This window comes from Campylobacter canadensis (genome assembly GCF_013177655.1).
GTDB lineage: Bacteria > Campylobacterota > Campylobacteria > Campylobacterales > Campylobacteraceae > Campylobacter_E > Campylobacter_E canadensis.
In genome coordinates this window covers 287,934-310,253 of the sequence record NZ_CP035946.1, presented here as the reverse complement: position 1 = coordinate 310,253, position 22,320 = coordinate 287,934, and the positions used below count along the sequence as shown (strand labels likewise).

At 28.0% G+C, this 22,320-nt stretch carries 20 protein-coding genes; 11 read left to right on the top strand and 9 right to left on the bottom strand.

Features of this window, described 5'->3' with window-relative positions:
• Positions 1-270: 270 nt before the first annotated feature.
• Genes nifJ through rpsT form a run of 4 tightly spaced genes read right to left on the bottom strand, consistent with a single transcriptional unit; the run spans position 271 to position 6,098 of the window.
• On the bottom strand, positions 271-3,828 hold the full coding sequence (nifJ, locus tag CCANL266_RS01445; protein ID WP_172230373.1) for a pyruvate:ferredoxin (flavodoxin) oxidoreductase: 3,558 nt from the start codon (positions 3,826-3,828) through the stop codon (positions 271-273).
• A 48-nt stretch (positions 3,829-3,876) separates the two neighbouring features.
• Complete coding sequence (locus CCANL266_RS01440) at positions 3,877-4,761, bottom strand: hypothetical protein (RefSeq protein ID WP_172230371.1); 885 nt, start codon at positions 4,759-4,761, stop codon at positions 3,877-3,879.
• Positions 4,761-5,825 carry a peptide chain release factor 1 gene (prfA, locus tag CCANL266_RS01435; RefSeq protein WP_172230369.1) on the bottom strand — a complete coding sequence of 355 codons (1,065 nt, stop codon included), beginning with the start codon at positions 5,823-5,825 and terminating at the stop codon, positions 4,761-4,763. The genes CCANL266_RS01440 and prfA overlap by 1 nt, the downstream gene beginning before the upstream one ends.
• Before the next feature lie 6 nt (positions 5,826-5,831).
• Positions 5,832-6,098 carry a 30S ribosomal protein S20 gene (gene rpsT / locus CCANL266_RS01430; RefSeq protein WP_172230367.1) on the bottom strand — a complete coding sequence of 89 codons (267 nt, stop codon included), beginning with the start codon at positions 6,096-6,098 and terminating at the stop codon, positions 5,832-5,834.
• Between the two features lie 90 nt (positions 6,099-6,188).
• On the opposite strand from rpsT, the gene glmM reads away from it, so the two are divergent.
• Complete coding sequence (gene glmM, locus CCANL266_RS01425; RefSeq protein ID WP_172230365.1) at positions 6,189-7,520, top strand: phosphoglucosamine mutase; 1,332 nt, start codon at positions 6,189-6,191, stop codon at positions 7,518-7,520.
• Positions 7,513-7,974 (top strand): signal peptidase II, encoded by a 462-nt coding sequence (gene lspA / locus CCANL266_RS01420; protein WP_172230363.1) that lies wholly within the window; start codon positions 7,513-7,515, stop codon positions 7,972-7,974. The genes glmM and lspA overlap by 8 nt, the downstream gene beginning before the upstream one ends.
• Positions 7,975-7,984: 10 nt before the next feature.
• On the opposite strand, the gene CCANL266_RS01415 is transcribed toward lspA, so the two are convergent.
• Both CCANL266_RS01415 and bamD read right to left on the bottom strand, forming a co-directional pair.
• Positions 7,985-8,287, bottom strand: coding sequence for a thiamine-binding protein (locus tag CCANL266_RS01415; protein WP_172230361.1), 303 nt, complete (start codon positions 8,285-8,287; stop codon positions 7,985-7,987).
• 8 nt (positions 8,288-8,295) lie between these two features.
• Complete coding sequence (gene bamD, locus CCANL266_RS01410) at positions 8,296-8,940, bottom strand: outer membrane protein assembly factor BamD (protein WP_172230359.1); 645 nt, start codon at positions 8,938-8,940, stop codon at positions 8,296-8,298.
• An 88-nt stretch (positions 8,941-9,028) separates the two neighbouring features.
• On the opposite strand from bamD, the gene fliW reads away from it, so the two are divergent.
• Genes fliW through hemH form a run of 3 tightly spaced genes read left to right on the top strand, consistent with a single transcriptional unit; the run spans position 9,029 to position 11,065 of the window.
• Positions 9,029-9,436 carry a flagellar assembly protein FliW gene (gene fliW / locus CCANL266_RS01405; RefSeq protein WP_172230357.1) on the top strand — a complete coding sequence of 136 codons (408 nt, stop codon included), beginning with the start codon at positions 9,029-9,031 and terminating at the stop codon, positions 9,434-9,436.
• Positions 9,426-10,160 (top strand): hypothetical protein, encoded by a 735-nt coding sequence (locus CCANL266_RS01400; RefSeq protein WP_172230343.1) that lies wholly within the window; start codon positions 9,426-9,428, stop codon positions 10,158-10,160. Before fliW ends, CCANL266_RS01400 begins: the two co-directional genes overlap by 11 nt.
• A complete protein-coding gene (hemH, locus tag CCANL266_RS01395) occupies positions 10,157-11,065 on the top strand; it encodes a ferrochelatase (protein ID WP_172230340.1) in 909 nt (302 codons plus the stop codon). Before CCANL266_RS01400 ends, hemH begins: the two co-directional genes overlap by 4 nt.
• Here the strand turns inward: hemH and CCANL266_RS01390 are convergent.
• Together CCANL266_RS01390 and CCANL266_RS01385 are read right to left on the bottom strand one after the other, a co-directional pair.
• Positions 11,060-12,277 (bottom strand): diguanylate cyclase, encoded by a 1,218-nt coding sequence (locus CCANL266_RS01390; RefSeq protein WP_172230337.1) that lies wholly within the window; start codon positions 12,275-12,277, stop codon positions 11,060-11,062. The genes hemH and CCANL266_RS01390 overlap by 6 nt on opposite strands.
• Entirely contained in the window at positions 12,270-13,295 is a 1,026-nt protein-coding gene (locus CCANL266_RS01385) for a GGDEF domain-containing protein (protein WP_172230334.1), read from the bottom strand. The genes CCANL266_RS01390 and CCANL266_RS01385 overlap by 8 nt, the downstream gene beginning before the upstream one ends.
• 54 nt (positions 13,296-13,349) lie before the next feature.
• On the opposite strand from CCANL266_RS01385, the gene CCANL266_RS01380 reads away from it, so the two are divergent.
• The 6 genes from CCANL266_RS01380 (at position 13,350) to CCANL266_RS01355 (ending at position 21,418) form a co-directional block, all read left to right on the top strand.
• On the top strand, positions 13,350-14,939 hold the full coding sequence (locus CCANL266_RS01380) for an ABC-F family ATP-binding cassette domain-containing protein (protein WP_172230331.1): 1,590 nt from the start codon (positions 13,350-13,352) through the stop codon (positions 14,937-14,939).
• Entirely contained in the window at positions 14,929-15,258 is a 330-nt protein-coding gene (locus CCANL266_RS01375; protein WP_172230328.1) for a hypothetical protein, read from the top strand. Before CCANL266_RS01380 ends, CCANL266_RS01375 begins: the two co-directional genes overlap by 11 nt.
• Positions 15,259-15,322: 64 nt before the next feature.
• Positions 15,323-17,866, top strand: a complete 2,544-nt coding sequence (alaS, locus tag CCANL266_RS01370; RefSeq protein WP_172230325.1) for an alanine--tRNA ligase — start codon at positions 15,323-15,325, stop codon at positions 17,864-17,866.
• Positions 17,856-18,305, top strand: coding sequence for a hypothetical protein (locus tag CCANL266_RS01365; protein ID WP_172230322.1), 450 nt, complete (start codon positions 17,856-17,858; stop codon positions 18,303-18,305). Before alaS ends, CCANL266_RS01365 begins: the two co-directional genes overlap by 11 nt.
• A gap of 9 nt (positions 18,306-18,314) precedes the next feature.
• Positions 18,315-20,261: a transglycosylase domain-containing protein gene (locus CCANL266_RS01360; protein WP_172230319.1), complete on the top strand. Its 1,947-nt coding sequence runs from the start codon at positions 18,315-18,317 to the stop codon at positions 20,259-20,261.
• Positions 20,261-21,418, top strand: coding sequence for a putative transporter (locus CCANL266_RS01355; RefSeq protein ID WP_172230316.1), 1,158 nt, complete (start codon positions 20,261-20,263; stop codon positions 21,416-21,418). Before CCANL266_RS01360 ends, CCANL266_RS01355 begins: the two co-directional genes overlap by 1 nt.
• Here the strand turns inward: CCANL266_RS01355 and CCANL266_RS01350 are convergent, their stop codons facing one another.
• Positions 21,419-22,306 carry a DMT family transporter gene (locus CCANL266_RS01350; RefSeq protein WP_172230313.1) on the bottom strand — a complete coding sequence of 296 codons (888 nt, stop codon included), beginning with the start codon at positions 22,304-22,306 and terminating at the stop codon, positions 21,419-21,421.
• Positions 22,307-22,320: the final 14 nt, after the last annotated feature.

Here is a 22,320-nt window from a genome sequence, read left to right as displayed (position 1 = left end):
TACCCTGCTACCTAAAATAAAAAGAGCTTGCTAATTAAGCTTTACTAAAAAGCTTTTTTTATAGCCTTTAGATGCAATCTTAAATTAAACAACTTTGTAAATGATGTTTTTTGTGCTTTTGGATAGTGTATGAAATTAACTAAATTAAAAAACATTATTTGCTAAAAATATAACTTACTTTTTAATACTTACTAAACTTAAGTTAAAAGCTAATAATTAGGATTATTCTTAAATGGAAAAATTATGGCTATAAAAATAGCCATAATTGTTTTATGAATTTACTTCATCGCTGTAATCAGCGTTTGCTAGTCTTTTTAATTGTCTATATCTTCTTTGAGCATCTTTTTTATTTAATTCAAATAAAGCTGCTGCTTCGTTTGGATTAGACTTTTTAAGTGAATTGTAGCGAACTTCTGCCATTAAAAACTCTTCATATAAAGACCAATCAGGCTCTTTAGATGTGATTTTTAATGGATTTTTGCCTTCTTTTTCTAATCTTGGGTCAAAGGTGTAAAGCGGCCAGTATCCACACTTTGTAGCAACTTCTGCATGGTCACCACTAGCACCCATACCACCTTTAATTCCGTGTGCAATACAAGGGCTGTAGCAAATAATTAAGCTTGGTCCATCATAAGCTTCTGCTGCTATTAAAGCTTTTATAAAATGATTGTAGTTTGCATTTGAATTTACTTGCGCAACAAAGATATTGCCATAAGTCATAGCAATTTGACCTAAGTCTTTTTTCTGTGTTGGCTTACCTGCTGCTGCAAACTGTGCTACCGCACCTGTTCTTGTAGATTTAGAACTTTGACCACCTGTATTTGAATAAACCTCAGTATCAAGTACTAAAACATTTACATCTTCTCCACTAGCTAAAACATGGTCAAGTCCGCCATAACCAATATCATAAGCCCAGCCATCGCCACCAAAAATCCATTGAGATTTTTTAGCAATGAAATTTTTTAAGCCAAGAATTTCTTTAGCACCTTCAAGCTCTGAATGTTGCATTAATAATGGTATTAATTTATCTCTTACATCTGCTGTAATATCTGTATTTTTCTTATTAGCTAACCAATAATCATAAAGACCTGCAATCGCATTAGGCGCTTTGTCTTTAGTATTAATCATAATATCTTCAATTCTATGGCGAAGAGTTTCTGTTGCAACTCTCATACCCATACCAAATTCAGCATTGTCTTCAAATAATGAATTACCCCAAGCAGGACCATGACCTTTATCGTTTTTGCGATATGGAGTTGATGGAGCTGAACCACCATAAATTGAACTACAACCTGTAGCATTTGCAATCATCATATTTTCGCCGAACATACGGGTTGTTAATGTAATATATGGAGTTTCTCCACAACCAGGGCATGCACCGTGGAATTCAAATAAAGGTTGTGCAAATTGAGCACCTTTTGTGCTATCTTTTGCCATAAATTGGTCTTTATAGGTAACTTTATAGAATAAATAATCAGCATTTTCTTGCTCACCTCTTTCAAGTTCTTCTTCAAGTGGAACCATAACAAGTGATTTTTCTTTGCTTGGACATTCAGTTACACAAAGCTCACAACCTGTACAATCTAGCGATGATACTTGGATTTTAAATTTCAAGCTTTCGCCTTTTACGCCTTTTGCATCTAGGCTATGCTCTTTTACACCTGCAGGTGCATTTTGCATTTCTTCATCATTAATTAAGAAAGGTCTAATTACTGCGTGCGGACAAACTGAAGCACATTGATTACATTGAATACAATTTTCTTCAATCCATTTTGGAACCATCACACCAACGCCTCTTTTTTCAAAAGTAGTTGTACCGTGTTCAAAACTTCCATCTTCGTAACCTAAAAATGCTGAAACTGGTAAATCATCGCCCTTTGCAGCATTCATTGGTTTTACGATTTTTTCAACAAATTCTGTGCCTTTATATTTGTCATCAGCTTTATTTTCTTCTACGCTTAAATTAGCCCAGCTAGGATCAACACTAATTTGTTCTAAACCATCAGCACCAACATCAATAGCCTTATAATTCATTTCAACGATTTTTTCGCCTTTTTTAATATAGCTTTTATATGCAAATTCTTTCATATATTTTTGTGCATCTTCGTAAGGAATAATATCTGCAAGTTTAAAGAATGCACTTTGCATAATTGTATTAGTACGATTGCCTAAGCCTATTTCTCTTGCTAGTTTTGTAGCATTAATAATATAAAATTTTACTTCTTTTTGCGCTAAAACTTTTTTTACCTTATTTGGAATTTTTTCTACAGTTGTTTTTGCATCCCAAATTGAGTTTAGTAAGAATGTTCCACCTTTTCTAATTCCTGCTAAAACATCATAAATATCTAAATACGCTGCAACACTGCAAGCAATAAAGTGAGGAGTGCTTACTAAATAAGTTGAAGTAATCGGTTTTTTAGAAAATCTTAAGTGGCTTCTTGTATATCCACCTGATTTTTTAGAATCATAAGCAAAATAAGCTTGTGCATAAAATTCAGTTTTATCACCGATAATTTTAATTGAATTTTTATTTGCACCTACTGTTCCATCAGCACCAAGTCCATAAAATAAGCATTCTTTTGTACTAGCATCGCCTAAAGAAATCTTTTCTGCAACTTCTAAACTAAGATGAGTAACATCATCATTAATACCTATTGTAAATGGAGATTTTGGATTTTGTGAATCTAAGTTTTTAAATACTGCTATTAATTGTGCTGGGTCAACATCTTTTGAAGAAAGACCGTATCTACCACCAATAATTAAAGGTTGCTTTTGCATACCATAATATGCAGCTTTAATATCTAAATAAAGTGGTTCGCCTATACTACCTGGCTCTTTTGTTCTATCTAAAACTGCGATTTTTTCTACACTTTTTGGCATTTCATTAAAGAAGTATTTTAAGCTAAATGGTCTATATAAATGAACCATCATAACCCCTACTTTTTCGCCTTGAGAATTTAAATAATCAACAACTTCTTTTAAAGCCTCATTTACGCTACCCATAGCTACAATAACCTTAGTAGCATCGCTTGCTCCATAATACACAAAAGGTTTATAAGTTCTTCCTGTTACTTTTGAAATCTCTTGCATATATTCATTTACAACATCTGGCAGGGCATCATAATATTTATTTGATAATTCTCTTGTTTGAAAATATATATCATCATTTTGCGCTGTTCCACGAGTTTTTGGATGCTCTGGGTTTAAACAGGTATTGCGGAATTCTTGCACTGCGTCCATATCAATTAAGTTTTTAAATACTTCATAATCCATCACTTCAATTTTTTGAATTTCATGAGAAGTTCTAAAACCATCAAAAAAGTGCATAAATGGAACACGACCTTTAATAGCACTTAAGTGAGCAACACCAGCTAAATCCATAGCTTCTTGAACACTGTTTGAACATAGCATTGCAAAACCTGTTTGTCTTGCAGCATAAACATCTTGATGGTCTCCAAAAATTGATAAGGCTTGAGCAGCAATAGCTCTTGCAGCAACATGAATAACACAAGGTAACATTTGACCTGCAATTTTATACATATTAGGTATTTTAAGTAACAAACCTTGTGAAGCTGTGTAGGTTGTAGTTAAAGCACCTGCTTGAAGCGAACCATGCACAGTTCCTGCAGCACCTGCTTCACTTTGCATTTCAACAATTTTAACAGGCATTCCAAAAATATTTTTTTTGCCTGCAGCAGCCCACATATCTGTATAATCAGCCATTGGTGAGCTTGGTGTGATTGGGAAAATTCCTGCGACTTCTGTAAAAGCATACGCAGCGTATGCAGCGGCTTCATTGCCGTCCATTGTTTTCATAATCTTTGCCATAGTAAATCCTTTTAAGTTTATAAGAGCATAGATTATATTTTTTTATAGTTAAAATTCGCTTATAGAATATGAATTTATATCAAGTAAATCACTAGATTTTATTAATAAATTTGATGCATTTGTTTTATTTATAATTTTTAAAAAATTCATCATACTTTGTTTTAGTGAAGAATTTTTTGTCTTAAAAAAACTAAGTAAAAATGGGTTTATTTCTTCAAAAATTGGTTTTATATTTTTGTAATTTTCAATATTAATAAGTATTGTTTTATTTTGTTTATTGATTGTTATTACACTTTCTTTTGCAAGATTAACTTTTAATAAAAAATTACTTTGTAAAAGAGAAATTTTAGAATTTTCAATATTATAATTTAAATTTAAGAAAATATCCATTTTCTTTGCATTTTTTACTATTAAATCATAGGTTTTTTCGCTTACAAACCAAGATAAAAAAGCAAAATCAAATTCTAATTTTTTATTTGGTTTAAAATTAGTTATTTTTAATGTAAAATCTGCTTTTTTATTAAAATCATCTGGGTATTGTTTAATTAAAGCATCAAAAATTGGGTCTGAGCTAATTCTTGAAAGCTCTTTTGTAGCTATTAAATCTTTTAAATTTTCTTTTAATTCAAAAGTTAAAAGATTTAAAAAATCCATCATATCTTCATAATTATCTACACTAAGAGTATCAAAAGAAAAATTATTTGCTACAACATTACTAAATTTACAAAATTCTCCCTGTTGGCATTCAACCTTACCGCTCATATGAGATTTTAATAAAAAATCAATAGCTCTTTCTTCTAGCTGCTCTTTTGTAATTATTTCTTCTTTTTTTATCTTTATATCTTTTTGAGTTTTACCATCTTGCTCAATAAAAATATATATTAAGCAAAGGAACAAGCTAAAAAAAAGAATAAGAATAAATGCCTTTTTCATCACTCACATTCACTAAGATTTTGTGCTTGATAGTGTGCGATTAATGGCTCTATTATTTCATCTAACAAACCATCTTGCATTATGTAATCTAATCTATGTAAGGTTAAATTAATTCTATGCTCGCTAATTCTATTTTGCGGATAATTATAAGTTCTAATACGCTCACTTCTATCTCCGCTTCCAACTTGAGATTTTCTTTGTTCTCTTTGTTGAGCTAATCTTTCGTTTTCTTGTATTTCATATAAACGAGATTTTAAAACTTTTAACGCATTTTCTTTATTTTTGTGTTGAGACTTGCCATCTTGATTAACAACAACTAAGCCTGTAGGAATATGAGTAATTCTTACTGCAGAATCAGTAGTATTAACACTTTGCCCACCATGACCACTACTTCTCATTACATCAATTTTTAAATCATTTGGGTTAATTTGTATATCACTATCTTCAACCTCTGGCATAACAGCAACAGTAATTGCACTTGTATGTACTCTTCCTTGAGATTCTGTTTGTGGAATTCTTTGAACTCTGTGAGTGCCACCTTCAAATTTTAATCTTGAATAAGCTTTATCACCCTTTACAAGCAAAATGATTTCTTTAAAACCACCCATACTGCCTTCGCTTTGACTTACAATCTCAACTTTAAAACCTTTGTTCTCAGCATATCTAACATAAGTTTTAAATAAATCTCCAACAAATAATGCAGCCTCATCTCCACCAGTACCTGCACGGAGTTCTAAAAAGATATTTTTATCATCGTTTGGGTCTTTTGGTAATAATAAAATCCTGATTTCTTCTTCAATTTTTTCTTTTAAATTTTCTAACTCTTTTAATTCTTCTTTTGCGAGTTCTGAAAATTCACTATTTGATAAAAGCTCTTTGTTTTCAAGAATTTGTTTTAATACTTCTTTATACTCTCTTGCTTTATAAACAATATCTTCAATATTTTTTTGTTCTTTAGAAAGCTTTGTAACCTGCTCTAAATCTTTACTATTATTTATATCACTTAAAAACGCTTGAATTTCTTCATAGCGTTTTAAAAATGGCTCAAGTTTATCTACAAGCATTAAAAATTATGCACCAATTTTATTTACTAAAAGTGCTAAGCGGCTTACCTTTCTTGAAGCGGTTTGTTTTTTAAGAACACCACGACTTACCATTTCGTGAATTTTTTTGTTAGCTATTTTTAAAGCTTCAGCAGCTTTTGCAGCATCATTACTAGCAGCAGCTTCACGCACTGCACGAGTTACATTTTTTAATCTTGTTTTGTAAAATCTATTTCTAATAGTCTTTTTAATTGTTTGTCTTGCTCTTTTTTCAGATGACTTATGATTTGCCATTTTTCTTCCTTTTGTAAAAAATAAAAAGCAATAATTTTAATCTATTTTGGTTAAAATATTCTTAAAAAAATATTTTTTTAAGGATTAAAAATGATTTTTGGAACTGATGGAATTCGTGGAAAAGCTGGAGAAGATTTAAATATTTTTAAAGTAATAAAATCAGCTTTAGCTATTGGAATTTATTTTAAAAAAAGTGCAAATACTAATAAAGTAATAGTCGGAAAAGATACAAGAAAAAGTGGTTATATGATTGAAAATGCAATTGTTAGCGCATTAAATTCAATAGGTTTTAATGTTTATCAAATAGGACCTATGCCTACACCTGCGGTTGCTTTTTTAAGCGAAGATTTAAGATGTGATTTTGCAATTATGATTAGTGCTTCACATAATCCTTATTACGATAATGGGATTAAGGTTTTTGATGCAAATGGACTTAAATTAAGTGAAGAAGCAGAAAAAGAAATCAATAAATTATATAACGATGAAAAAGAGCTATTATCCGCCCTTGCAACCGATGCAAACATTGGTTTTGCAAAAAGAATTGATGATGTTATTGGAAGATATGTTGTACATATTAAAAATTCATTTTTAAAAAATCATACTTTAAAAAATCTTAGAATAGTAATTGATTGTGCTAATGGTGCTGCTTATAAGGTTGCGCCACTTGTATTTAATGAGCTTGGAGCTGATGTTTTTTGTATCGGATGTGAGCCAAATGGAGTAAATATTAATGACAATTGCGGTGCTTTACATGCAAATACTTTAGCTAAAGAAGTAAAAAGATTAAGGGCTGATATTGGCTTTGCTTTTGATGGAGATGCTGATAGATTGGTGGTTGTTGATGAAAAAGGAGATATTATTAATGGTGATGTTTTAATAGGTGTTTTAGCAAAACATTTAAATAAATATAAAAAAATAAAAGGCATAGCTCTTACAAAAATGTCTAATGCTGGCTTGCTTGAATTTTTACAAGAAAATAATATTAATTACATTAGCACAGATGTTGGAGATAAATATATTTTAAAAGCTATGCAAGAAAATGATTTTATTTTTGGTGCTGAACAAAGTGGGCATATTATTTTTAGCGAATTTGCAAAAACAGGAGATGGAATTGTGGCTGCTTTACAAGTTGCAAGTATGCTTATAAATAATAAAAAAGCTAGTGAAATTTTTGCTGATATAAAATTATTTCCACAGGTATTGTGTAATTTAGAAATAAAAGAAAAAATTCCTTTAGAAAAAATAAAGGGAATAAATGAATTAAAAAAAGATTTAGAAGCAAGAAAAATATCTTATTTATTTAGATATTCAGGTACTGAAAAACTACTAAGAATTTTACTTGAATGCAAAAATGAAAAGGAATTAATCAAGGCTAAAAAAGAGTGTATTGAATTTTTTGAAGCTAGGTTAAAAAATGAATAAAAAATATTTTATATGTATTATTTTATTTATTTTAGTTTTTGCACTTGATAGAATAAGCAAAAATATTTTTTTAAATGGATTTACTTGGGAATGCGAGTTTTTTTCTTTATATTTAGTATTTAATAAAGGAGTAGCATTTTCAATGTTTTCTTTCTTAGATGAATACCTAAAATATATACAAATTGCTATTTTATTAATAGCCTTTGTATTTTTACTAAGAGAAAAAAAGATTTTAAATACGCATTTATACTCACTTTGCATTATTTTTTCTGGTGGAGTGGCTAATATTATTGATAGGTTTTTTTATGTTGGAGTGATTGATTTTTTTGCTTGGCATTATTATTTTAACTTTGCAGTTTTTAATATAGCTGATGTGTGTATAAATATTGGTGTAGGACTAATAATCTTAAAAGAATTAATATTAAAAAGAAAACATAAAAGTGTAATTATTTAAAAAGCTTAAATTATTTTTCTAATTTTTTAAGCTTTTCTTTTACACTTTTAACCTTGTAAGTTAAATTATCTTCTCTATTTTTATGAATATCAAATTTTGCCACTAAATAAACTCTTTGTTTATCAATTAATTTATTTGCTTTATTTAAAATCTTTAAAGCCTTTTTTAAATTATCACATTCTACGCTTGTTCCCATTGCGCCTAATTTGTAAGGAATATTTTTATCTTTTAAATACTTAATAATTGGTGCAATCTCATCACTTTTAGAATCATCGCTCATAGAAAAAATACAAAAATCCATTGTAACGCTCATTTTTTTCCTTATTCAAAGATTTTTCTATACCAAGGCAAATAGCCTTTAATAACTTTTATATCATTAAAATTACTATTTTCAAGTCTTTGTTTATAAACCTCAACACTTTGCTCATAGCCCATTCTTTTATATAATTTTAAAATATCCTTATTTAGAATATAATTTGCTAATTCAAGCTTACTTTCATAATGTCTAATTAGAAAAATGTATTGAGAATTTGGATATTCAAACTTAAAATCTTGGATTAATTTTATTACATCAAGTAAAAAATACTGATTTCTATTTGGTAATTTTAAAGATGAATAAGCATTTTTAATCTTTAAATATTTTATCCATTCGTAATTTTGTTTAGAGCCAAACAGTTTTAAATATTCATCTAAATAATAATTTGCTAATAAATACTCTCCTTCGTTTGAGTGTGCATTTGCTAAAATTAGCATTGCGCTTTTTAAAAGCTCACTATTAATATGCTCGCTATATAAAGATATATAATCATTATCTGCATCATCAAGTCTATCTTTTTTAATATTATTAATAATTCTTTCAAGCCAAGCTTTATCACTTAAGTTATAATCATCAAACAAATCTTTCTTACCAGCACAAGAAATTAAAAAAAAGCTAAAAATTAAAGCTAAAATAATATTTTTTTTCATTCAAACCTTTCTAAAAATAGCAAATTATAGATATTAATATTTAACATTAATTAATATAATTTTCTTAACTTTATTAAGGAGATTAAAAATGATTTTTGATGTTAAATTCCCAATTTACGGCTTTGAAGATGTAAGCAAGGTTAGTATTGAAAAACTAGAAGATGGTTTTGCAAAATTAAAAAGCGAAGATGGTAAAAAATTTGTTTTTACTATGCTAAATCCTTATGTAATTTGCAAAAATTATGAATTTGATTTACCTATTTCGTATAAAGCACTTTTAGATGTAACTATGAGTTCAAATATTGAAATATACAATATTTTAATGCTAAATTCTAAAATTGAAGAAACAACTATTAATATGTTAGCTCCTGTAATTTTAAATTACGATAATAAAACTATGGCTCAAATCATCCTTGACCCTAGCCAATACCCTTTTTACAATCCAACAGAAAAAATTATTACCTTTTTAAAACAGCTGGAAAATAATGCAGAATAAAATATACATAATAGCAGATGAAGAAGTTTCAAAAGATATTGCTTCTTCATTTAAAAAAATGCACATAGATTATGCAATTGTTACAAATAATTTAAATGATTTTGATAATTTTGCTTGCATTAGCTTAAAAGATTTTACACTAGAAGAAAAAGTTATACTTTTATCTTTTAAAGAAGAAGAATTTATAAAAAATATTTATTCTTTAAAAGAGCAAACAACAAATAATGCTAAAGCAAAGATGTTAATTTGTATGAATAATAAGCTAAATTTAGCAAGAATTATTGATGCAAAATATTATTTAAGTATAAATTTTAATAAAGAAAATTTGAGTTTTACTAGCTTTTATTCACCTTTTGATGATGAAGAATTTAATAACTTGCTTAATAAATATTTTCACTGTAACTTAATAAGATCTAAAAGTGAAGAAGAATTACAAAAAATAAAAAATTTTACAAATAATCACATAGCCTTGCTTTCTTTTGTTTTTGAATCTACTTTAAATGCTGCTTTTAGTGCTGGTTTAAATAAAGATTTAGCTTTAAAATTACTAAAACAAAATTCTACAATTTTTAATGAATTATTTTGTAATTTCAATCATCCAAACGAACTTAAAGAAGAATTAATACAAAATAATAAAATCATAAATTCTTTAAATATTTTAGAAAAAAACAATATGCGTTATGCAATTACACAAGCAATTTTAAACTTGGAGAATGAAGAATGAAGGTAGTTTATTTTTTAAATATGGGCGGAGTAAATAAACTTGATGAATGTGAATTATTTTTAAAAAATATGTTTAATGATGAAAATATTTTAGATATAAAATCAACTTTTTTAAGAAAGATGATTTCATTTTTTATAAGAAAATCAAGAATAAAACAAATGAAAAAAAATTATATTCAAATTGGCTCAAAAAGCCCATTAAGCGATATTCAAAGCTCTTTATGTGATAAATTAAATCAAATGCAAAGCGAATATTTATTTGATTATATATCAACTTATGTTCCGCCTTTTGCAAAAGATGTTTTAGCAAAATATCAATTTAGCGATGATGATGAAGTAATTTTATTTCCTTTATATCCGCATTATTCTCAAACTACCGTAAAATCTGCTTTAAATGATTTTAAAAAGCATTATAAAGCTTTAGCAAAGGTAAAAATAGTTGATGTTTTTTACGATGATATGGATTATAATGATTTAATAATAAAACAAATTCTAGCAAAACAAGAAGAAGCTAAGGCAAATGTTTTAATATTAAGCGCTCATTCTTTACCGCAAAAAATTATTAACAAGGGCGATGCTTATGAAAAGCATATTTTAAAACAATTTTCACTACTAAAAGAAAGATTAAAATATGATTTTAAATATATTGAATTAGCATACCAATCAAAACTAGGCCCTGTAAAATGGCTAGAGCCTAGCATTAGTGATGTTTTAACGCAGTACGATAAAAAAGGCTTATCGGTTTTAATTTATCCTTTATCTTTTTGTATTGATTGCTCTGAAACAGTCTTTGAACTTGCTATTGAATACAAACACCAATACAAACATAAATATAATTTATGCGAATGCTTAAATGATAGCGATGATTTTTGTGCCTATATACTAAATAAAATTAAGCTTTTATAGGCTCACCCCCCCCCCTTGCTGCATTTTTGTATTTCTTGAGCCAACACGATTTTTACCACTATTTTTTACTTCATATAAATATTCATCAGCTTCTTTAATAACATCATTATAAGTTGTATGCTCTAAGCTTTTAGAAGCAACACCTAAAGATGATTTACCCTTCCAAAGCACAACACCAGCGTCAGTATAAACGGTAATGTTATTTATTGCTGCGTGAATTCCATTTGCTAATTTTAAAGCATCATCAATATTTGTATTTGGTAAAATAATAGCAAATTCATCGCCACCAAAACGGCAAAAAAACGCTTTATTTTCATGAAACATTGGGTCTTTTCCACGATAATTTGCTCTTATTAAATAATCTTCAACTGTATTTGAAAATACCTTTAATACCTTATCTCCTGCTTCATGCCCATAAGTATCATTTACCCCCTTAAAACCATCAAGGTCAAAAGAAATAATAGAATAAATTAAATTCTCATTTTTTGAAATATCTTCTAAAAGCTCCATTGCGTAGCGGCGGTTAAAAATACCTGTTAATTGGTCTGTTAAAGACTTCATTTTATTATCAGAAATTATTCTTTCGTTTTCTTCTTGAGATTTTTTAAGTCTATTTTCAACATCTTGCTCTATTTCATTTAGCTTAGAATTCCTTATTTCTAAGATTTTTAGTAAGGAATTAATTGTTTTTATTAGGATTGATACATTTTTATTTTTACTTTCTTGCATTGTTTTATAAGCTTCTTCTGCGCTCATATGTTTATCTTGTATTAATTCTATTTGCTTTGCTATGTCGCTATCTTGTCCTACAATATGAAAAATAAGCCATTCTTTAATAAAATCAATAGCATTAATTGCAAAAGCGACTTGGTAATTTACCTCTGAATCTGAATTAACTTTGATGAAATTTCTTTGTAAATTTTGTATTTGAATAATAAAATCTGAATGTATAACTTGGTGTTCTTCAATATATTTAGAATAAATTCCTTGAGCCTTCATAAAAGCTTCTTCATTTCTAAAATGTATTAATAAATGCTGTATTATTTCTTTAAAATTTTTATCAAATTCTACATAGCTATTGTTAATTGAAATATAAGCTTTTTTTATTAAATCCATAAAAATTCTATGTTCGCTATCAACTTCTTCTAAGCCTATATCTAAATCGCTACTCCATACTGCTTCTTGTATTTTTTTATTTAAACTATCATTCATATACTACCCTATTCCTTCCATTTTGTTTTGCTTTATATAGCCTTTCATCAGCTATTTTTAAAGCATCATTTTTGAAATTATTTACAAGGCAAGCCCCCATACTTATTGTAACATTAATTATATTCTTTTTTACTTGAATTTTCAAAGCTTGTACTTGCAATCTTATATCATTTAGCTTATTTATACAATCTTTATAGTTCATATCATAAAATAAAAGTATAAATTCTTCCCCACCAAATCTATAAGCTTGTGCATTTTTTTTAAGTACTTTTGCCACCTCTTTTAAAACTAAATCTCCAGCATCATGACCATAAGTATCATTAACCTTTTTAAAAAAATCAATATCGCAAATTGCTATTATAGAATTTTCTTTTGTAGCAAGCATATCAAAGGCTCTACGGTTTAAAACCCCTGTTAAAGCATCATAATAAACCATTTTTTTACTTTCATAAGCAATAAAAATAATAAAAATTAAAGAAGAAAATTCAAAATAATTTGCATTATAATCTTCAATTTTTTTATAAAATACAAATTGTATAAAAGCAAAAATATAAGCTAAAACTATACTAAAACTAAATTTTTGCACAAAATAAGCAAAAAGAATATAAAAAAAGAAAAAAACAAAAATAATGCAAAACAAATCAGTAATAGCATAATGCTGCAAAAATATTGGCTTACTAGCTAAGATGTTAAACTGGGTATTATTTTGCAAGCTAAAAGCTAAAACAAAATATAAAATACCTAGCAAAGATAAACTTGCGTAAGATTTATAATTAATTAATTTTACATTAATACAAGCTAAGATAACATAAAACAAAGGATTAAAAATTGATATAAAATTATGAAATTGATATATGTTTGTAAATAAGCTTATTAATCTAGTGCAAAAAAATAAAAGTATTATTACGCTTTCTTTATATTTTTTAAAATACAAAGCCGCAATAAAAGCTAGTATTTCTAAAATAAATGTTGCAACTGGTAAAGAATTTAATAAGTCATTTATAAATGATGTTTGCAATTTTTTGCCTTTTATATATAATTTTTAATAATATTACAAAAAAGGATTAAAAAAATGGTAGAAATTAAACAAATCACAATGAGATACCCAACTGGTGTTTTATTTGAAAATGTAAATTTAAGTTTAAAAAGGGGCGAAAAATACGGACTTATCGGTGCAAATGGCGCTGGAAAATCTACTTTTTTAAAAATCTTAGCAGGACAGCTTGAAGCAACTAGTGGAGAGGTTAGTTTTGAAAATGGTGTTAGATTTGGAGTATTAGAACAAAATCAATTTAAATATGAAGAATTTAGCATAAAAGATGCTGTTTTAATGGGAAATGCAAGACTTTATAATGCTGTAAAAGAAAAAGAAAATATTTATGCAACTTGCACTGATTATACTGATGAAATAAACAATAAACTAAGCGAACTTGAGATGATTTGTGCTGAAGAAGACCCAAATTATGAATATGAAACAAGAATAGAAAAAATTCTTAGCTCTTTAAAATTAAATAATTATGATGAGCTTATGAAAAATATTCAAAATGCTGATAAATTTAAAGTTTTAATTGCTCAAGTTTTATTTTTAAAACCTGATGTATTATTTTTAGATGAGCCTACAAACAACCTTGATTTAGAAGCAATAAATTGGCTAGAAAATGAACTTAAACGCCACGAAGGAACAATGGTTATTATCTCTCACGATAGATTTTTCTTAAATAGTATTTGCACAAGAATGCTTGATGTTGATTTTAAACAAATTCGTGAATTTGCTGGAAATTACGATGATTGGTATATGCAAAGTACGCTTATTAAAAGACAAAAAGAAGCAAGCCTAGCTAAAAACTTAAAAGAAAAAGAAGCGCTTGAAAAATTCATCGCTCGTTTTAGTGCAAACGCTTCAAAGGCAAGACAAGCAACAAGTAGAGCAAAAAACTTAGCAAAACTTGATGTAAGTGAGATTGAGATTTCAAGTAGGCGTGACCCTTCTATTTTATTTAGGGCAAATCGTGAGATTGGAAATGAGGTTTTAGAATTAAATAATATAAGTAAAAAATACGATAAAAGCCTTTTTGAAAATCTAAATCTTAAAGTAAATAAGGGCGATAAAATAGCTATTATTGGTGCAAGTGGTGTTGGCAAAAGTACATTAGCAAAAATAATAATGAATGAAGTTAAGCCAGATAGCGGAGATGTAAAACTAGGTGCAACAATTGAGCTTAGCTATTTTGCACAAGATACTTCAAGCATTATAAATGAAGATGCAAAATTATATGATTATTTAATCACACAAAAACACAAAGATATTGATGAAATTAGAAAATGTCTTGGAAGAATGCTTTTTAGCGGGGCTGATCAAGAAAAAAAGGCAAAAGATTTAAGCGGTGGAGAAAAACATAGACTTATGCTAAGTAAAATAATGCTTGAAAGGGCAAACTTTTTATTACTTGATGAGCCAAATAACCATTTAGATTTAGAAAGCATAATTGCACTTGGCGAGGCCTTGTACGAATTTAGCGGAGTAGTTATTTGCATTAGCCACGATAGAGAATTGATTAATTCTTACGCTAATCGTATTTGGTGCATTGAAGATTCAAAATTAATTGATTTTCAAGGAAGTTATGAAGAATTTTTAGAACAAAGGCAAACAAATGATTTATAAGGTTGAATATAAAGCTGGTTTTGGTTTTAACGAGCACAATCACTTAGGTTTTGGACCAACGATTTATGTAGAAGAAATAGTTGAATATGAAAGCGAAAAAGAGTATTTTGATTTTGTAGAATTTTTTTTAAAATACTCAAAAAGCGATGATACTTATTTTAAAATCAAGCTTTTAAATAAAGATGATTTAAATGAAAAAGAGCAATTAAGTTACAAAAAATATCAACTTTTAAGAGATGCAATGTGCGAATATGCAAAACAAAATACAACAATAATAGAAGATGATGAAGTAGAAAAAAATTATTATCAAGGCGATTAAAAAGCCTTGAATATTTATAAAATTTTTTTTATCATTTAACTAATAAAAAATTCAAGGAAAAAAAATGGATATTAGAAAAGCTTATTTAGATTTTTTTGCATCAAAAAATCACGAAGTAACACCATCAAGTCCGCTTGTGCCAAGCGATGCTACTTTACTTTTTGCAAACGCAGGAATGGTACCTTTTAAGGGTATTTTTACAGGCAACGAGCAAATCCCAAACCCTCCACGCAAAACAAGCTGTCAAACCTGCATAAGAGCGGGTGGAAAGCACAATGACTTAGATAATGTTGGCTATACCGCACGCCATCATACCTTTTTTGAAATGCTTGGAAATTTTAGCTTTGGAGATTATTTTAAAGAACAAGCCATAGCTTATGCTTGGGAATTTGTAACTGAAGTTTTAAAACTACCTAAAGATAGACTTTATGTAACCGTGCATGAAAATGATGATGAAGCTTTTAATCTATGGCAAAAACACATTCAAAAAGAAAGAATTTACAAATTTGGCGATAAAGATAACTTCTGGCAAATGGGCGATACAGGTCCTTGTGGTCCTTGTAGTGAGATTTTTTATGATCAAGGGCAAGAGCATTTTAACTCAAGCGAAGATTATATGGGCGGAGATGGAGATAGATTTTTAGAAATCTGGAATCTTGTTTTTATGCAATATGAAAGAAGTGCTGATGGAGTGCTTAGCCCACTGCCAAAACCAAGTATTGATACAGGAATGGGGCTTGAAAGAGTAACTGCAATTAAAGAAGGCAAATTTAGCAATTTTGATAGCTCGCTTTTTATGCCAATTATCAATGAAATTTCAAAGCTTTGTAACAAAACTTATGTTTATGAAAGCGGAGCAAGTTTTAGAGTGATAGCTGATCATATTAGAACAAGTGTATTTTTACTTGCACAAGGTCTTAGTTTTGATAAAGAAGGTAGAGGTTATGTATTAAGAAGAATAGTAAGAAGAGCTTTAAGACACGGATATTTACTAGGTTTTAAACAAGCTTTTATGTATAAATTAGTTGATGTTGTGTGTGATTTAATGGGCAAACATTACACTTATTTAAATGAAAAAAAAGACTTTATAAAAGAGCAATTATTTAATGAAGAGGAAAAATTCTTAAGCACAATTGAAAAAGGAATTGTAATTTTTAATGAAGAATTAAAAAATACAAAGGATGTATTTAGCGCTAATGTTGCTTTTAAACTTTATGATACTTATGGTTTTCCACTTGATTTAACTATTGATATGCTAAGAGAAAAAAATATATCTTTAAATGAAGATGAATTTAACGAACTTATGAATAAGCAAAAAATGCTTGCAAAAGCTTCTTGGAAAGGAAGTGGAGATAAAGATGTTAGCGGAGATTTTAAACTTTTGCTTGAAAAATTCGGCGAAAATAATTTTCTTGGCTATGAAAAAACAGAATGTAAAGCTAAAATTCTTGCTCTTTTAGATGATGATTTTAAACAAATTTCTTCTGCAAAAAATAATGCTTGGGTTTTATTTGATAATAGTGTTTTATATGCTACAAGCGGTGGTCAAAACTATGATTTAGGAAGTATTTTTAAAGATAATAAAAAAATAGCTGAAGTAAAAGAAGTAGAAAAATTTTATGATTTAAATTTAGCTTATTTACAACTAAATGAAGAAGTTAAGATTAACGATGAAGTTTTAATTAAAATTGATGAAGAAAGAAGATTTAGCATAGCAAAAAACCACTCAGCAACCCACTTATTGCATTATGCTTTAAGAGAGGTTTTAGGACCTACTGCAACTCAAGCTGGTTCTTTTGTAGATTACAACCGTTTAAGATTTGATTTTAACTATACAAGAGTTTTAAACAAAGAAGAATTAGAAAAAATTCAAACTATGGTAAATGATATGATTTATGCTTCTTACGAAGCAGATATCAAAACAATGTCAATTGAACAAGCAAAACAAATGGGAGCTATGGCTTTATTTGATACAAAATATAAAGAAAATGTAAGAGTTTTAAAATTAGGAAAAAGTATTGAGCTTTGCGGTGGAACGCATGTAAGAAATAGTGCTGATATAGGCTTATTTGTAATCACTAAAGAAAGTGCTTTAAGTTCTGGCGTAAGAAGAATAGAAGCACTTACTAGCAAATATGCTTATTTATATCTTAAAAATCAAGCTGATGAGTTTAATTTAGTTAAACAAGAATTAAAAAGCGATAATTTAGTAAAAAGCTTTGCAAATTTAAAAAATGAAATTAAAGAATTAAAAAATGCTTTAAAAAATTCTAAAGAAGATTTAACAAGTTCTAAAATAAATAATGTTGAAGTTTGCATAAGTGAATTTAATGGTTTTGATTTAAAAAGCAGCGTAGATGATTTTAAAAATAAACATAATAATTCTTTTATAGTTTTACTAAGTTCTAATGAAGATAAAACCCAAGTAGTAATTGGCTCTAAAAACTGCAATATTAAGGCTAATGATTTTATTAAACTTTTAGGAAAAGAATTTGGCGGCGGTGGCGGCGGTAGAGATGATTTTTCTAGTGGAGCTTTGAAAAATACAAATATAAAAGAAGTAATAGAATTTATTAAAATAAATTCTAAGGAGATTAATGCAAATTAATCAAGTTATTTTACCTTTTATACACATAATTGCTGGTGTTTGTTTTGTAGGATTGCATTTATCTTTAAGGATAAATGCAAAATTTTATTTGCAAGATAATAAAGAGTATTTAAAAAAGGTTTTAGAGCATATAAAAATACAATTTTATTCTATTATTATTCTTATGATAATACTTGCACTTAGTGCTATTTTTATGTTTGATTATGCTGTTAAAAATCCTATTTTTCATTCTTTAGCATTTACACAATGGTTGCTTTATGCTTTTATTGGACTTAATTTAGCTTATATGTATTATCAATTTTTAGCTTGTTATAAAAACAAAGAAACATTATTTATAAACGAAAAACTTACTCTTATTTTATATTATTTTGTTCCTTTGAATTTACTTGTTTCTTGCATTGGAATTTTATTTGCTTTAATTATAAGTGTGATTATTTAAGGAGTTATTATGAGAGTGCTAATATATTTTTTAAGCTTTTGTTTACTTAGCCTTGCTGTTGCTTTTATTGCTTTATATTTTTTTGTTCATTCAACTGATATAGATATAAATAATTACAAAGTAAAACTTAGCACTCAAATCTATGATAGAAATGGAGTTTTAATTGCAAATGTTTTTGATGAAAATAGACTTTATGCAAAATTTGATGAAATTCCACCAAAATTAATTGAAGCCTTAGTTGCTATAGAAGATACAAGCTTTTTTGAACACGGAGGAATAAATATTGATGCTATTTTTAGAGCAATAATTAAAGATATTCAAAAAGGTCGCTTAGCAGAAGGAGCATCAACTCTTACTCAACAATTAGTAAAAAATGTTTATTTAACCAATGAAAAAAGCTTACAAAGAAAACTAAAAGAAGCAATAATTAGCTATGAAATAGAAGATAATTTAAGCAAGGAAGAAATCTTAGAAAGATATCTAAATACAATATTTTTAGGACACGGATATTACGGCATTAAAACTGCAGCACAAGGATATTTTCATAAGAATTTAGATGAATTAAACCTAAAAGAAATGGCAATTTTAGTTGGCTTACCAAAAGCACCTAGCACATACGACCCAACAAAAAGACTGGATTTATCTCTTTCAAGAGCAAATGCTGTTATTAAAAGAATGTATTCTTTAGGCTGGATTAGCAAAGATGAATATGAACAAAACTTAAATTACAAACCAGTAATTTATGATGAAAGCCTTAGCAAAAATCAAGCACCTTACATAGTTGATGAAGTGATAAGACAACTAAAAAATGCAGGCATTGAAGATGTAAAAACAGGTGGATATAAAATTGAGCTTAGCATAGATTTAAACACCCAGCAACTTGCACAAGATGCTTTGAAATTCGCTTGGGATGCAATTGTTAAAAGAGATGCTAATATTGATTTAAATCAAATAAACGGTGCTATGGTTGTAACTAATCCACATACAGGAGAGGTATTAGCCTTAGTTGGCGGGATTGATTATGAAGCATCTAAATTTAATAGAGCCACAATGAGTAATAGGCAGCTTGGTTCAAGCTTTAAACCTTTTGTATATCTTAGTGCGCTTGATTTAGGCTATTCTCCAGCTAGTAAAATAGCTGATATTGCTAGAGTTTTTGAAACCGTTGATGCAAAAGGAGAAAAGCTAATTTGGAAACCAAGTAATATTACTAAAAATTTTAGCGGTTTAATAACCTTAAAAGAAGCCTTATCAAAAAGCAGAAACCTAGCTACTATCAATCTTATGCTTGATTGCGGACTTAATGTAATTCATTCTAGCATTAGTGATTTTGGCTTTCACTCGGTGCCTAAAAATCTATCAATTGGGCTTGGTAGCTTTGGTGTTAGCCCTTATGAATATGCAGAATTGTATAGTATAATTTCAAATTACGGCTTAAAACAGCCTATTTATTTAATATCTCATATTTATGATAAAGATGGTAATGAAATTAGCATAGCAGATAAAAGCCCTAAAGAGATTGTAAAAGCAGAACAAGCATTTTTGATGATTGATATGCTTATGGATGTTGTAAATAATGGAAGTGGGCGTGGAGCTAAGTTAGCTGATATTGAATTAGCAGGAAAAACAGGTACTTCAAATAAAAGTATTGATGCTTGGTTTGTAGGCTTTAGTCCTGAAATTCAAGTTGTAACTTGGTTTGGAAACGATAACAATAAGCCTATGAAAAAATACGAAGGTGGTGCTAGAACAGCTGTACCTGCTTTTAAATATTTTATGCAAAATTACATAAAATTACACCCTGATACAAAACGCACCTTTGATATACCAGATGGGGTTTTTAAAAGACAAATTGATGGTAAAACTTGGTATTATACAAATACTTCTTTATTACCTAAAATAAATAATTCTGATATTACCTTAGAGCAAATTGAAGAAGAAGGGCTTATGTTTTAATGTTTAAAGCTTTTTTTTGCAATAAAAAATACTTTGTTTTTGCGTATTTTGGCTTGTTTTTATTATTATTTTTTTTATATTTGCAAACTAGCTTAAATGTAGCTATTAATGAATGGTATAAAGATTTTTACAACCTTTTGCAAAAGCCAAATTTAAGTAATCAAAGTGTGGAATTTTCATTAGAACAAGCGCAAAAAATTGCTCAAGAAGAATTAAACAACGCAAATTTAATAAATAAATTTTCTTTATTTTATTATCAGAGCTTAATAAATTATTTTTTTCAAACAAAGAATATAAGCTTAAAAACTTTTTATGATATTAATGACTTTTATTTTCTTATATGGGTTTTTTTATTTATAGCAATCCCTTATGTTTTAATAGCTACTATAAATAATTATTTTGCTAGTGTTTATGCTTTTAAATGGCGTGAAGCAATGACTTATGAATATTTAAAATATTGGAAAAATAAAGATGATAATATAGAAGGTAGCTCTCAAAGAATTCAAGAAGATTGTTATAATTTTTCAAAATTAGTAGAAAGCTTAGGCTTATCTTTTATAAAAGCCTTGATGATTTTAATCGCCTTTATTCCTATTTTGTGGAATTTAAGCGACAGCATTACTCAAAGCTTGTTTAAAGATAGCCAAAGTTCTTTTTATTTTTTAAAAGATATAAAAGGCTTATTAGTTTATGTAGCTTTATTTATATCTATTGGCGGACTTATTATTTCTTGGTTTGTTGGCTTTAAATTACCAAATCTTGAATACAACAACCAAAAAGCAGAAGCAGCATTTAGAAAAGAATTAGTTTATGCTGAAGATAATCGCACTCTTTATGCTGATTCTAAAACCATATTAGAGCTTTTTACGGGCTTGAAATTAAACTACAAAAGGTTATTTTTGCATTATGGGTATTTTAACATTTGGCTTATTTTATTTGAGCAAATTATAGTAATAATACCATTTTTAGTTATGGCACCAAGTCTTTTTGCAGGTATAATTAGCTTAGGAATTCTTATGCAAATTAATAATGCTTTTTCTCAAGTTCGTAGTTCTTTTAGCGTTTTTATTACAAATTACACAAGCATAACCCAGCTAAGAAGTATTTACAAGCGTTTGAAAGAATTTGAACTTCACATTAACTATAAAAGAAAATAATTATTTTTTAGAATAAATATTCATAAAAAATATCGCTAAAATAGACAAACAACAACCAATCAAGGTAATAAAATTTGGCTTTTCGTTAAGTAAAAAATAGCTACAAATTAAAGCACTTGCAGGTGTAATTAATATAAAAGAATTAGCCTTTATGCTGCCTAAAACAAAAATAGCATAATAATAAATGCTAGTTCCAATTACGGTTGATAAAAAGGCTACGCTTAAAAGATTTGCCCAGAATTTAAAATCATAAGTAAAAACTAAAAGGCTTTTTTCATCAAAAAGCACCCAAGAAAAAAGTAAAAGACTAATAAGATTTATATAAAAACTAATGCTTAAAGGATGAATTTTCCCTGCTTTTTTTGTAAAAACACCAATTAAAGCCCAAATAAAAGCACAAGATAAAAATAAAATATTAAATCTTCCAAAAAGCTCGTCTATGGAATTTAAATTAAGCAAACAAAGACCTGATAATAAACCTAAAAATAATCCTAAAAGTTCGTATTTGCTAATTTTATCTCTTAATTTATTCTTACTAAAAAGCAATACAACAATAAAAATTAAATAAGAAAACATAGGAATCATAGTAGTTACTAAAACCCCGCCTTTACCAGCAAATCCATATCTTAAGGCTATAAAAAAAATAAAGGTATAAAGTGCATTTAAAAATGCGGCGATTAAAACCCATTTTAAGGCTGATTTATTTATTTTTAAAGGAATTTTTAAAGCGATAATAACAAATAGTGTTCCTAAAAATACGAAAAAAAATCTCCAAAACGCTACCACACTAGCATCAGCATAAGTAGTTAAAATCTTTGAACTAGGCCAAGAACTACCCCACAAAAACATAGCAATAATAAGTAAAATTAATAAATATCTTTCTTTCACAACAAACCTTTTAG